This is a genomic window from Flavobacterium daemonense, assembly GCF_007341385.1.
Lineage (GTDB): Bacteria > Bacteroidota > Bacteroidia > Flavobacteriales > Flavobacteriaceae > Flavobacterium > Flavobacterium daemonense.
In genome coordinates this window covers 245,196-258,476 of sequence record NZ_VJYD01000001.1, presented here as the reverse complement: position 1 = coordinate 258,476, position 13,281 = coordinate 245,196, and the positions used below count along the sequence as shown (strand labels likewise).

The window sequence follows — 13,281 nt, the reverse complement described above, 5'->3', positions numbered from 1 at the left end:
GGTTTTATAAACTTGCAATAGAATTTTCAAGTCTATTGATTCGGTTAGGAGTATTTGCGCCAACAAATTGGCCGTATTGATCAATGTAGTAGTCCTCAGTTGGAATCAATCCTCCGTTGTAATACTCATATAAAATATTCTCCGTTAGGTAATTGACATTTTCAATCAGTTCAGCAAAAGAATGGCTTTCGATAGGAGCATTTGGACTTGCAGTGCCCAAACTCTGCTGCGCCTGACCAGCCTGAAACTGAGGATTGTTGATAATGCCTCCTAATTGATTGTACAATCCCTGCACTCTGCCAATATCCTGCGCAGCCTGCGGACGCAACTGAACCGGATTATCTTGCACATATTGCTGAATTGCGGGGATTGCAGCTCTGCCGGCATTTGCTAAATAACGGCCAGTATCTCCCAAAGCTTGTCTAAATTGCGATGGTTGTGATGGTCGGCGTGGTGGTTGTTGCGGTGCTGGTCTGTATTGCTGTGGTGGCGCTGGTCTGCGTTGCGGTTGACGGCTATTATCGAGTGCCGTACTTCCCGCTCCTGCTAGATTACTAACTAACCCGCCAACTGCTCCACCAATTTGAGGTGCGCCAAAATAGGTTCCAACTGCTGTTCCTACAATTGGAGCAACGGCCGAAACACCGCGCAAAACGCCAGAACCAATACTGCTGGCAACATTTCCTAAACTTGACCAAAATCCTTCTGCTTCACTTTCAGACATTTGATCTACTCTTGATAATAGGACATCTTCCAGTTCGCTTTCGCTTAAATTTGAATATTCTGGTCCTAAAACGTATCGTACAGCTTCAAAATAATTGTCTTCGCTGAATGATTCTCCCTGAAAAACTTCGTGATATAAACTCATAATTTTTAGTATTACTATTACTTCTTACTCTTTTATAGGCTTTTCAGATTTCGCCTATCCATTTTGTGCACAAAAAGGAACGATGTAAAATTGATTTTTTATAAATTACTACAAAACAGCACTTTAACCCAATTTTTTAAATAAATTTACCCTAAGAAAAAGGGTACATTTCCCCTTGCCGATTTTTGACGTTTAAAATATTTTTGTTCCCAATGTTTTTATCAAAACACTATTTATCAAACAATTAACCCATTAAACTCTTAATAATCATGGAAAGACAACCTGAAAGACCAACACAACTGATTACTAAAAAGTTCGCCAAGGAATTGCACACGAATTTTATGAAGTACAGAGCCAGCATTATTGCGAAATACATTAAAAAAGAAGATGCCAATGCTGCTTGGTTTTCTATTAATGAACTCGAAAATTATATTCATTATATAAAGTCTAAAGGAGAAAAAACAGGTTATGATGTAAACGGAATCCGAATTTATTTTGGAGTATATCCCGAAGAAACAAAATATGCCGAAAAAGCCGGTTTGATGACAGTATTTTTGACCGCAACCGGTAAAAAAATCAAAACACCTAAAGCGGGAGAAATTCAGACTTTTGCCTTGATGAGTGATGGAAATCCTGATATATCTAGCATTGAACCAATGAATTATGGAAGTATTGGAAGACCGCCTGCATTGGACTATTAACTAAAAAATCATGTTCGAATTTTTACGATTTTATATTTTTTATTTGGCTTTGTTTTCTGGAATTATTGGCTTGATTTCATGGCACAAACTTCCGGGATATAAAGCCAAATCACTCGTAATTTTAATCTGGTTTTCTGTCATTATAGAAAAAGTAGGTTATTATTTCACCGAGTGGACCGGCTTGCTCAATTATTATGTTTTTAATTTTTATATGCTGGTCAGTTTTTCTGCCTATATATTGCTCTTGCGGAGTCTGTTGACTAAAACGAATTATAGAATAATGGCATCTTTAAGTTTGCTGATTTTTATAGCCTCGTTTTTTCTGAATATTCTCTATTTTAAGGACAACGTCAATCATTCTTACACGTATAGTTTTGCTATCGGTGTTATTTTAGTGATGATTTTATCCTGCTTTTACTTGGTAGAAATTTTTAATTCAGACAAAATATTGAATTTTAAAAAGTCGGTATTTTTTTGGTACATACTCGGAATTTTAGTTTTTCATGTACCGTTTTTGCCCTTTATGCTAGCTTTAAATTGGTTTTTAATCAAACACGATGAATCGGTTTTTAGTTTGGTAGTATTTATTTTAAATCTTTTGGCGCAAAGCTGCTACATCATTGGATTCTTATGGAGCGAAAAGAAATACAATTATTAGTCATTTCATTAGGTATTGTTTTTTTAACTTTACTGATCATTTTGCTTGTCATATTCTTTTATTTCCTGAAAAAGAAAAATACATATCTGGTTGAAAAAATGGAATCAGAACTCTATTTTCAATCGGAATTGATTAAAACCAGAATCGAAATCAAAGACCAGACACTCAGCGAAATAAGCAAAGAACTTCATGATAATATAGGCCAAATCATTTCGGTAGGCATTATGCAGCTCAATATTTATTTGAACGCCGGAAAACCTATTAAAGCCAGTGAACTCCAAGACCTTAAAGAAATACTCGCCAAATCGCTTGATGAAATACGAATTTTATCTCGAATCATCAATAAAGACAATTTACTGCAGAGCAACTTCATCGAAGCCATAAAACAAGATTTAGAGCGTATAAAAAAGCTGAAAAATATTCAGTATCAATACCATCTTACGGGAGAAATTCCGAAGATCAATCAAGAACATGATTTGTTTATTTACCGAATTTTTCAGGAAGCGCTCCACAACAGCTTAAAACATTCGCACAGTGATTTATTTGAAGTAAATATTAGCACCATAAATACCGTTTTTCGATTGGAAATGAAAGATTTCGGAATTGGTTATGATACCAATCAAATAAACTCTGGAATAGGTTTAAACAACATGAAATTAAGAGCCAAATTAATTGGCGCTCATTTAATTATGGAATCAAATTCATCAGGAACCACTGTAACTTTAGAATACCCATTAACCGCAACCAATGAAACCGAACACTAAAAACCGAATAATTATTGTTGATGATCATCAGCTTTTTTCGCAGTCTTTGGAACTTTTGATCAATAGCTTTAAAGATTTTGAAGTCATAAACCGATTTGAAAATGGCAAATTGTTTGTCACGCATTTACAAGATCATCCGGAAGACAATATCGATTTGATTTTATTAGATGTCAACATGCCTGTTTTAGACGGCGTAAGCACAATGAAATGGATCAAGGAAAACAGACCCGACTTAAAAGTAATTGCACTCTCTGTAAATGATGACGAAGAAATTATCATCAAAATGATTACAAACGGTGCAAAAGGTTATCTGCTAAAAGATACTTCGCCAGAAATTTTCAAAGAAGCGATAATCTCAGTAATTGAAAAAGGATTTTATTTCACCGAATTAGTTTCGGGAATGCTGGTGAAAAAAGCAAACAACGATTCTAAAAAAATCAATTTAAAGGAAAAAGAAATCGTTTTTATAAAACATGCCTGTACCGAAAAAACGTATAAAGAAATCGCCTCGGAAATGTGTTTAAGTCCAAAAACCATAGACGGCTACCGAGAATGTTTATTTGACAAACTAGAAATCAAAACCCGAATTGGCTTGGTTTTGTACGCTATAAAACACAAGATTGTTTTGGTGTGATTGGTTAACCGTTTGATCGTTGATCTGTTTAATCGTTTAACTGGTTAACTGTTTAATTGTTTAATTTAAATCATTAAACACATAGAAACATAGTTTTTAAATGCCTGCAAAAGGCGTTTCACTTATTAAAACAAACATAGTTAGCTATGTGTTAGAAACTAGTTTCTTTTTACCCTCTTCCGTTAACAATAAAATCTATGTTTCTATGTGTTTAAATAAAATTTTCGATCTTAAAAATTAATAAGTGATTGCAGAAAATATCGGGTATTGTTTTATTTTTTCTCTGCCGTTCAAAAAAGATAATTCCATCAAGAAATTGCATTGCATAATTTCGCCACCTAGACTTTCTACCAATTCGCAAACTGCTTTTGCGGTTCCGCCAGTTGCCAAAACATCGTCGTGAATTAAAACACGATCTCCTTTTTTAATCGCATCCGTATGCATTTCTAAACTGTCGGTGCCATATTCAAGTTCGTAAGAAGCTGAAATCGTTTCATACGGCAGTTTTTTAGGTTTACGTACCGGAATAAAACCAGCATTTAATTCCTGCGCCAATAAAATTCCGAAGAAAAAACCACGGCTTTCTGCGCCAACAACCTTGTCAATTTTCTTGTCTTTCAAAGAATTTACTAGAACCGAAAGGCATTCTTGTCGTGCAATTGGGTCATTTAAGAGTGGCGTAATATCTTTGAACAAAATTCCTTCTTTTGGAAATCCTTGAATATCACGTATATAATTTTCTATCTTCATTTTTTTTTATTTTTATCGTATTTTATGTTTGTATATCTCACATTTATGTCTATCTTTGCACCCGCAATAAGCAATCAACAAAGCTACAAAAAATTAGTTAGTTGATAACAAAAAGGCCTCGTGGCGCAACTGAATAGCGCATCTGATTACGGCTCAGAAGGTTACTGGTTTGAATCCAGTCGAGGTCACTTAAAAACTCTAAATAAAAGATTTAGAGTTTTTTTTTTGTTTTGAATTTGTCCGATTATTGTACCGTAAACAAAACTAACCTAGATTTTATCTTTGCTGAACATATATTTTCTTTTAGTCACAGCCACTACTAACTTACAACTAATTAGTTGCAAAATAGCACAACATTTTTTTGAGATTGTTTCCGAAATCCTTAATTATATCGATTTCTCTTATTCAAAATTATTGATACATAATAGCTTTAAGACAAACTAAATATACACTAATATAAATAGGAAAATTACCCAACAAATAATACGCTTATTCAATGATTTATATTGGAAATATTCTATATTTGGGAATAAATATTTATAATGGTTATTACATGTATCTACCTAAATCTTGATGGATTTGTAAGATTTTGTGATACATATAAATAAGTTATGAGCAATATTAAACAACTAAGCATAAATATTCATGATATTTTTAAGTCACAATTATAAAGACAAACCAATTGTTGAACCAATAGCAATTACATTGTCTAAAGTTTACGGAATGCAAAATGTTTTTTATGACAGTTGGTCGATGCAACCTGGAGAAGGAATAATTGACAAAATGAATGAAGGTTTAGAGAATTGTGAGTACTTTTTCTTTTTTGTTTCTAAAAACAGTTTGGCTAGTAATATGGTTAAATTGGAATGGCAAAACGCACTTTATAAAGCTACTCAAAATAAGGTCAAACTAATTCCAGTAAAATTAGATGATTGCTTAATGCCAGCCATTTTGCTACAGACATTATACATTGATATTTATGGCAAAGGTCTGGATTATGGTCTTCGTCAGATAGTTGACGTTGCAAATAACAAAAGTACATTTGACAAAAATGAGCAAACTTATGAGAATGTCAGAGGATATGTTACTTTGATAAAACCTGACAAAGAAATTACCTTAGAAATACGCGCTGAAAGTTATGTTGAACCAATGTCAAAATATATCATCTTAGTAGAAAATTCACAAAGTGAAGTTGAAGTCAAAACTATAACGTCAGAAATATTATATCCGACAGGAGAAACTTTTATCAATGGAATCGATGTTAGCGATAATTATAAATGTAATGGATTTTATTTTTATATTTCAAGAGCAACTATGCCCGGATATCCTATCAGATTTTCAATAAAAACTATAGGGGAATCTCAATTGAAATTTGTTGGAGTATTTAGAGCCGTTGGTGAAAATTTAGTTTGCTTGATTCCAATTAATATGACTTAAAAATACTGCCCATAACAGCTACTACAACGGATTTGGGCAATAGGCTTAATGGAGAGATGGTTTTGTATTTGGAATGATTTGGCAAATCCGAAGAATGAGTTTAACTTAGTCCCAAACCCGCTGTAGTAGCGGAACGTTTGTGGCAATTATCTCAAAAACAGAAACCATAATATGAAACATTGGATTTTAACTTTAGTCCTTTTTACATTTTTAATTTCTTGTAATAAAAAGCAGGAGTTAAAAAGTGCACATAGTAGTAATGATTCTGTTGTGGTTTATAATGAAGAGCAATTTTATAAAACCAAATCAAAACGAATTAAAGTTGTAGATACTGTTTGTCCTTTTTCAAGAAAAGCGTGCAAAGAATGATATCAAAAAAGGGAAATTAACTTACACTTTACTTTATGGTTTCGGAATCTATGATTTTAGCAATAAAGAAATGAAAGAATTATTATCCAAATTTTCAATAGGTTTAGATTCAATTTTAATTTCTTGTGCACATCCACCAAAAGGATTTAGGCGGTATTGTTATGCTGAGCGCATGAACTTAGAAATTGAAAAGAAATTTGGTGATAAATTCATCGACTCCTTACGAAACGTTGCGGATCAACAATTTGTGAAAAATAATCCAAATTTAATTTTTGATTTTTCGGAATGTGAAACAACTTCGAGATACATAACTGCTAAAACATATGAAGAGTTTTTAGAAAAACCTGAAAATGATTTTATTGATGGATTAAATTATCCCAAAATGAGTAAAAGGCAAGCGAAAAAGGAAAAGGCAAATACTGAAGTTTTTTTCGTAATCTATAAAGATGGAAGTGTGGGAAATTTAAAAGCCGAAAGCGATTTTAGCATTTCAAAAAATAAAGATTTTGCTAAATACTTCGAAAAAGAAGCAACTAGCTTTGTCAAAAAAGCGAAATGGAAACCAGCCAATTATAGAGGTATCATAGTAAACAGTGAAATGACTTTAAACCTTTACAATAAATAAACTGGCACCAACACACGTTTCCCGCATTTGGGCTTTAGTGGAATTACCGTAAACAAGAAGATTTACGTTTGACATGAATTAATTTTCTCCTAATTCCCAAACGCGACAAAGCGCGAGAACGTTATGGTCCATATTCAGAAGAATCGGGATAAATCAAAATCAAAATAAAGATAGAATTTTAGATTAATGGCTGACTACGCAAAAAAAATTATAACCGAGAATCCTAAATGCATTTCTATATGTTTCTTTATTGAACAAGACATAGTTATGGAAATGGGGAAAAAAATTAAGAAAACCGTAAGTAACAGTTTTGGTAAATTTATAATAAGATTATTTCCAAATGTAGCACTTATGAACGGTTATGATTGGGAAGTCTTTATAAATTATTATCTCCAAAAAAATCATCCAGATGTCTTACTGAATATGGAAACGGATCCAGAAACAGGAATGTTTGTCGCTTTTTATAGTTTCAGTATAGAAAACGAAAAAAAAGCAGCCAAATTAATCTATTATAATTGAATTAATGGAAAATGAATCCAAACTGTTAAAGAAAATAAAAACAGATGGAAAACTAATTAAGTGGAATCAAGACCTAAAATAAATACAGCACATAACAGCTACTACAACGGATTCAAACAATAGACATAATGGAAAAATGGTTTTGCACTTGGGAAGATTTGGCAAATCCGAAGAATGGGCTTAATTTAGTCCCAAACTCGATGTAATAATGAAACGTTACCTGATATGCTACTTCACCAGAATGTAATCGTGAAACGAGAAACATTAAATTCCGAATTTTAAAAATTAAATTGTAGTTTTGCGTAAACGATAAAAAAGTAAATGATAGCAGTTAAGCAAAAAGTAAGTATTGAGGAATTTGATAGTAAAAACTATCAAATAAGACTTGTCGAACCTTATGATAAAGCACTGATTACACATTATTTACACAATTACAGAAACGGAGTTTCAAAACATTATAAAAAAGACGCCGTAAAAGTTTTAGACAATTTTATTGAATACAAACAAGTCGAAGAACAAGTAAATATTGTTGCTGAAGATGCTTTACAACAATTACTTTTTGAAGTTGAAAATGTTCCTTTTCCAACACCCGAAAATTATACTTTTAAATTTATTGACCTTTTTGCAGGAATTGGCGGTTTCAGATTGGCAATGCAAAACGTTGGTGGAAAATGTGTTTTTACGAGCGAATGGGAAACAAGTGCACAAAAAACTTATAGAAAAAACTTCGGAGAAGTTCCATTTGGAGATATTACAAAAGAACGTGTTAAAAATTATATCCCACAGGAATTTGATATATTATGCGCTGGTTTTCCTTGTCAAGCATTTTCGATTGCAGGAAACCGAAAAGGTTTCGCTGATACAAGAGGAACTTTATTTTTTGACATTGAGCAAATCGTTGTAAAACATAGACCAAAAGTGGTGTTTTTAGAAAATGTAAAAAATTTAGTTTCGCACGATAATGGAAATACATTTAAAACTATAATTTCAGTTTTAGAAGATAAATTGGGCTATAAAGTTTTTACAAAAATTTTGAACTCAATGACACACTCAAATATTCCGCAAAATCGAGAAAGAATTTTTATAGTCGCGTTTGACCCTAATCAAGTTGAAAATTTTGCTAATTTCCAATTTCCTTCGGAAATTAAATTAACAAAAACTATTCACGATATTTTAGAAAAAGGAAAACAAGCAGATAATTTATATTACAAAGAAGACCACGCATATTATCCAGAGCTTGAAAAAGCGATGACTTCAAAAGACACAGTTTATCAATGGCGTAGAGTTTACGCAAGGGAAAATAAAAATAATGTTTGTCCAACTTTAACGGCAAATATGGGAACAGGTGGACATAATGTACCGCTTATAAAAGACGATTTTGGAATTAGAAAATTAACACCAAAAGAATGTTTTTTATTTCAAGGTTATCCCGAAAATTACATTTTGCCAAACTTGGCAAATAGTAAACTTTATATGCAAGCAGGAAATTCTGTTACTACAACATTAATTGAGAGAATTAGCACCGAAATCATAAGAGTTTTATGAAATCGTTCGCAGAAATAGACATTGAAAAAAACGGAAATTATTTAAAACTGCTTTCAGCAGCTTCAAAACTTTCGGGTTTATTCAGTGAAAGTGCGATTCCTTTTATAAATTATCGTGTTGCCGAAAATATATTTTGTAGAAGTTTTGATGCAGGTAATTTGTCACGTTCAGATACGGCTTTTGACGCAAATTATAATTCAGTTGGTGTTGGTTTGAAAACTTTTGTTTGCAACGGTAATTCCAGTACAGAAAAAGTCGCAGAATTTAATTCATTATCAAAAACTTTACGCGATTTTAAAGGCAAAGAATTAGCCTTAAAACTTGGAGAGTTCAGAAACGATAGAATAAATTTAGCAAATCGTGTTTACAATATTCAAGATTCACTTTATCACATTGTTGCTCGAAAAGAGAAGGAATTATTACTTTATGAAACAGATTACAACATTATAGATATTGATAATATTCATTCGGTTAAAGATAATAAAGCAAGTTTGCAATTTGAAGACGGAAATAATTTATATACTTTCAATCATTCAAAAAGCACACTTTTTAGAAAGTTTATAATTCCTCAAAATGCTTTTCGCTTACCAATTGATATAATTGAAGACCCTTATTCTTTGCTTCTTGAATTATTTGAGGAGAATAAGAATTTAAAAACTGCAACTGACAAACTTGTTAAGGGCGAAAATTATGTGATTTTGCCTCTTTATGGAATTCAGAAAGGAGAAAAGTTTATTTTTGAAAGAAGCGGTCTAAATCAATGGAATGCCAATGGAAGAAAAAGAGATTTTGGAGAAATTTATATTCCAATTCCTTCAGAATTGCACAGAAAATATCCAAATTTCTTTCCAAAGCGTGACCAAGATTTTAACTTACAAATTCCAACGGGAGAAATATTTTCTGCAAAAGTTTGCCAAGAAAATTCAAAAGCCTTGATGACTAATCCAAATAAAGCCTTGTCTGATTGGTTATTACGCAGAGTTTTGCAACTTGCAGAAGGCGAATTGGCGACAATAGAAAAACTTGACAAATTAGGTTTTGATAGTGTTATAATTATGAAAGATCAAAACGGAGATTTCAAAATTGATATTATGAAAACCAACTCTTACACAGAATTTAACACCAAAATCATATAAAAGCAAATCAGATAACACGCTCTACAAGAAATTTAGTTTTTAGCTTTAATTTGAAGTTGGTTTTGCATCTAATAAATTTGTGTTTATTCCAACATTAGCAATAAGCCCATGACAACAAACCAACACATAAAACTAGGACAACAAACAGCATTAATTTCGTTTTTGTTTGGTACAGGCATTTTTGGGATTTACTTTTTGACTTCTTCGTTTGAATTACTTTTTGTAGGCTACGGTTTTATTGCCTTGACAGGATTAATAAACATAGGAATACTAATCTCAATAGCATTAAAAGCAAAGAAAGATATTGACAATAGAAACAAATTATTAAAGACTTGCGGACTAATGTTGCTGAATATTCCCGTTATGCTAATTTATTGTTGGATCACAATTATACTGCTCAATACCATGAGAATAACATTCACAAATTCAACACAAACAACTGTGACGAATATAAATATTGTGGGTTGTGGCAACAGACATATTGACAAATTGGAAAAAGGCGAAAGTGAAACCGTTTGGATTGACATTACGGGCGACTGCTCAATACATCTTAACTATTCTGTAAACGGGCTACGAAAAGAAGAAAACGTTGCAGGTTACATAACAAATACTATGGGACAGAAAATGAATCATAATATTGGTGCACCAAACGAAGAAGAATTTTGACAACTAACGAAATAATACTGGCGTAGATACAACGCCACCAAAAAACACTAGAAAATAATAACTGCTTAAGATATCATCCCATTTGAACGAGAATCTGCAAGGTTTGCAAGAAACGTCAAAGGCTCAACATAATGAGGGTTTTTAGTAATTTTTCCGTCCTTGATTACGTACGGATGTGTCAGCAGAATATCGGTAAGCGTGCTTGCGCTGAAACTATTGATATCGTACATACAAATTAATGAGCAGGAATATTTTGGTGTAAGCAGATTCAAACTCGCCTCATATTCTAGAAGTTCATCTGTACCCGGAAGATTCTTTAACGCCCAAACCATGTCGCCACAAGCTCTTACGCTTTCGTAACCCGCTCTTTCAGAAGACATCAGCGTCTTTTCGAGCATATTGTACATTTTTTCTGCTGCAAAATTGCCATCTTTTATATAGCTGTTTTCAGAAGCCAGAACTTCTAATTGACCGCTAGCTAATTTTGCAGTAATTGAGACACCATTATCTGCCAGACAGCGGCAATGCTCACCATGACGGTCTCCTTCAAGAATATTAATGACTTTATCATTCCCCTCCAGACCTTCCATAATATAAGGGATGATTACCTCATATTGCTGTTCTTTGGAATCAAAAAAACCACAAATGTGCATTGGAGCCTCTAATGACTCTCCGCAAACCGAAAAAGACGCTTGTTTGTTCATACATCAAATATACGCATTTAATTGTAGGAAAAACACTTGCAACAGCTTAAAATTTCGATGTTATCCTTAAGTTATATCATCTAAAAATTAGGCTTATACAAAAACAGGACTTTTAACTACGCAAAAATGTACTTTAGTACTCCCTTCCCTATTTGTTATTAAGCTACTTTGCAATAGTAATAACAAGCTGATTTTATTGATAATTAAGCAACAAAAACATCTATGATTAAAAAAAATATTTTCGCCATTACGCTTTGCTTTTGTTTCATTGTACAAATGTTTTCTCAAGAAAAAATTAGTGCTACCGAAAAATACAAACAATTTGGCTTGGTTTGGGGATTGATGAAATACCAACATTATGAAGTAAGTAATGGAAAATACAATTGGGATGAAATATTTATTGAAAATTTTGACAAACTTGAAAGCGTAACTACGCAAACAAATCTTGATGTATTTCTATTGAATTTTATCACGTCAATTCCGGAAAGCAAAATAAAAACCGACACCAATACCGATAATTTGTTTACGAAAAATTATGACTATAAGTGGATAGAAAACTATTCTGGCAACACAGCACTTTTTTCCAAATTAAAAAAATTAGAAAACAATACAAATATTGGTTTTTACTACACATCAAAAGGCGGCATTCCTACTTTTGATAATGAGAAAGGTTTTAAAGGATTTGACTATAAAACAAAAAGCCATCGATTATTAGAATTATTTAGTTTTTGGAATGTGATCCAATATCATGATGTAAATAAATACTTGATGGATAAAAACTGGTATAGTCAGCTTGAAAGTTTTATCGATGAGTTTTCAAAAAGCACTTCTCAATTAGAATATGAGTTGGCAAAAATGCATTCCATTGCATCGCTCAACGACTCACATTCGTATTTTTTCTCAAAAACAGTATTAGATTCACTTTTTAAATTCAAGGCACCAATCACCACAACGAATGTTAATGACACTTTAGTCGTTTCGGGAATGTTTAATAAATTGGCAGAAAAAGACAATTTGAAATTAGGCGATTTGATTGTTGAAATCAATGACATGGACATTAAATCATTCCGCAAGCAAAAGATTGGATCACTGATTTCGTCTTCAAATGAGCGTCATTTAGAGCGCTTGACTTGGTTTTTGTTGATGAATAAGGAAGACAGTCTTAAAGTCAAAATAAAAAGAAAAGATGTTGTTGCTACAAAATACATTCATCTTTATAAGACTTTCCCAAAAGACGAAGAACAGTCTCGGCTTCCATTTTTTTCCTATAAAAAAGAATGGGAAATTATCGAAGATAAAATTGGATACATAAATCTGAGTACAATTTCGAAAGAGGATACAAAAAAAGCATTTGAAGCATTTTCCAACACAGATGGGATTATTTTAGATTTAAGAAATTATCCCAAAAATATTTCCGGCGAGGAAATTGCAAATTACATCTATCCTGACCGAAAAGAATTTATTAAAATTCTTTTTCCGTTAAAGCAAAGACCTTCGTTGTCACACTTTGACAAACCTGCTATTAGTGCTATCGTAGATCCTTTTAAAGCGGGTCACAAAAATTCAAAATACTACAATAAAAAAATTATTCTTTTAGTATATGGCGGTACCCAAAGCAGGGCTGAGTATATTGGAATGGCTATTCAGGCAGCTCCTAATTGCATAACTGTTGGCAAAACAACTTCTGGTGCACCTGTCAATGTTGCCATTTTCAAACTGCCTGATGGCGAAGAATTTCAATTTACTTGCATGGGAGGATTTTACCCTGACGGAACCCAGGTGCAAAGAAACGGTTTGAAAATTGATCATTTTGTCAAGCAAACAACATCAAATTTTAATGAGGATCAATTCATTCATACAGGAATTAAATTAATAAAATCTGCAGCTAATAAAGGAATTTAATAA

At 32.5% G+C, this 13,281-nt stretch carries 15 protein-coding genes and 1 tRNA gene; 13 read left to right on the top strand and 3 right to left on the bottom strand.

Annotation, left to right across the window (positions count from 1 at the left end; genetic code table 11):
* Positions 1 to 4: 4 nt before the first annotated feature.
* A complete protein-coding gene (locus FND99_RS01010; protein ID WP_144336140.1) occupies positions 5 to 868 on the bottom strand; it encodes a hypothetical protein in 864 nt (287 codons plus the stop codon).
* Positions 869 to 1,137: 269 nt separating this feature from the next.
* Between FND99_RS01010 and FND99_RS01005 the strand changes: the two genes are divergently transcribed.
* The 4 genes from FND99_RS01005 (at position 1,138) to FND99_RS00990 (ending at position 3,625) form a co-directional block, all read left to right on the top strand.
* A complete protein-coding gene (locus tag FND99_RS01005) occupies positions 1,138 to 1,569 on the top strand; it encodes a hypothetical protein (protein WP_144336139.1) in 432 nt (143 codons plus the stop codon).
* A gap of 10 nt (positions 1,570 to 1,579) precedes the next feature.
* A complete protein-coding gene (locus tag FND99_RS01000; protein ID WP_144336138.1) occupies positions 1,580 to 2,227 on the top strand; it encodes a hypothetical protein in 648 nt (215 codons plus the stop codon).
* Positions 2,228 to 2,325: 98 nt separating this feature from the next.
* Entirely contained in the window at positions 2,326 to 2,991 is a 666-nt protein-coding gene (locus FND99_RS00995; RefSeq protein WP_246074146.1) for a sensor histidine kinase, read from the top strand.
* Positions 2,975 to 3,625 (top strand): response regulator transcription factor, encoded by a 651-nt coding sequence (locus FND99_RS00990; protein WP_144336136.1) that lies wholly within the window; start codon positions 2,975 to 2,977, stop codon positions 3,623 to 3,625. Before FND99_RS00995 ends, FND99_RS00990 begins: the two co-directional genes overlap by 17 nt.
* Before the next feature lie 237 nt (positions 3,626 to 3,862).
* Here the strand turns inward: FND99_RS00990 and FND99_RS00985 are convergent, their stop codons facing one another.
* Positions 3,863 to 4,375: an adenine phosphoribosyltransferase gene (locus tag FND99_RS00985; RefSeq protein ID WP_144336135.1), complete on the bottom strand. Its 513-nt coding sequence runs from the start codon at positions 4,373 to 4,375 to the stop codon at positions 3,863 to 3,865.
* A gap of 114 nt (positions 4,376 to 4,489) precedes the next feature.
* Between FND99_RS00985 and FND99_RS00980 the strand changes: the two genes are divergently transcribed.
* The 8 genes from FND99_RS00980 to FND99_RS00945 all read left to right on the top strand — a co-directional run bounded on the left by FND99_RS00980 (position 4,490) and on the right by FND99_RS00945 (position 10,672).
* Positions 4,490 to 4,563 (top strand) — tRNA-Arg (locus FND99_RS00980).
* 457 nt (positions 4,564 to 5,020) lie between these two features.
* Complete coding sequence (locus FND99_RS00975) at positions 5,021 to 5,812, top strand: toll/interleukin-1 receptor domain-containing protein (RefSeq protein WP_144336134.1); 792 nt, start codon at positions 5,021 to 5,023, stop codon at positions 5,810 to 5,812.
* Between the two features lie 171 nt (positions 5,813 to 5,983).
* Positions 5,984 to 6,181 (top strand): hypothetical protein, encoded by a 198-nt coding sequence (locus FND99_RS00970; protein ID WP_144336133.1) that lies wholly within the window; start codon positions 5,984 to 5,986, stop codon positions 6,179 to 6,181.
* Positions 6,182 to 6,251: 70 nt separating this feature from the next.
* The gene (locus FND99_RS00965) at positions 6,252 to 6,806 is read left to right on the top strand and encodes an energy transducer TonB (RefSeq protein ID WP_144336132.1); all 555 of its coding nucleotides are present in this window, start codon (positions 6,252 to 6,254) and stop codon (positions 6,804 to 6,806) included.
* Between the two features lie 186 nt (positions 6,807 to 6,992).
* The gene (locus FND99_RS00960) at positions 6,993 to 7,325 is read left to right on the top strand and encodes an Imm51 family immunity protein (protein ID WP_144336131.1); all 333 of its coding nucleotides are present in this window, start codon (positions 6,993 to 6,995) and stop codon (positions 7,323 to 7,325) included.
* Positions 7,326 to 7,646: 321 nt separating this feature from the next.
* Complete coding sequence (gene dcm / locus FND99_RS00955) at positions 7,647 to 8,870, top strand: DNA (cytosine-5-)-methyltransferase (RefSeq protein ID WP_211356612.1); 1,224 nt, start codon at positions 7,647 to 7,649, stop codon at positions 8,868 to 8,870.
* Positions 8,867 to 10,006 carry a phospholipase D-like domain-containing protein gene (locus FND99_RS00950; protein WP_144336130.1) on the top strand — a complete coding sequence of 380 codons (1,140 nt, stop codon included), beginning with the start codon at positions 8,867 to 8,869 and terminating at the stop codon, positions 10,004 to 10,006. The genes dcm and FND99_RS00950 overlap by 4 nt, the downstream gene beginning before the upstream one ends.
* Before the next feature lie 108 nt (positions 10,007 to 10,114).
* Positions 10,115 to 10,672, top strand: coding sequence for a hypothetical protein (locus tag FND99_RS00945; protein WP_144336129.1), 558 nt, complete (start codon positions 10,115 to 10,117; stop codon positions 10,670 to 10,672).
* Between the two features lie 65 nt (positions 10,673 to 10,737).
* On the opposite strand, the gene FND99_RS00940 is transcribed toward FND99_RS00945, so the two are convergent.
* Complete coding sequence (locus tag FND99_RS00940; protein ID WP_144336128.1) at positions 10,738 to 11,376, bottom strand: MEDS domain-containing protein; 639 nt, start codon at positions 11,374 to 11,376, stop codon at positions 10,738 to 10,740.
* Between the two features lie 222 nt (positions 11,377 to 11,598).
* Here FND99_RS00940 and FND99_RS00935 point away from each other — a divergent pair, with 222 nt between their 5' ends.
* The gene (locus FND99_RS00935; RefSeq protein WP_144336127.1) at positions 11,599 to 13,278 is read left to right on the top strand and encodes a S41 family peptidase; all 1,680 of its coding nucleotides are present in this window, start codon (positions 11,599 to 11,601) and stop codon (positions 13,276 to 13,278) included.
* Positions 13,279 to 13,281: the final 3 nt, after the last annotated feature.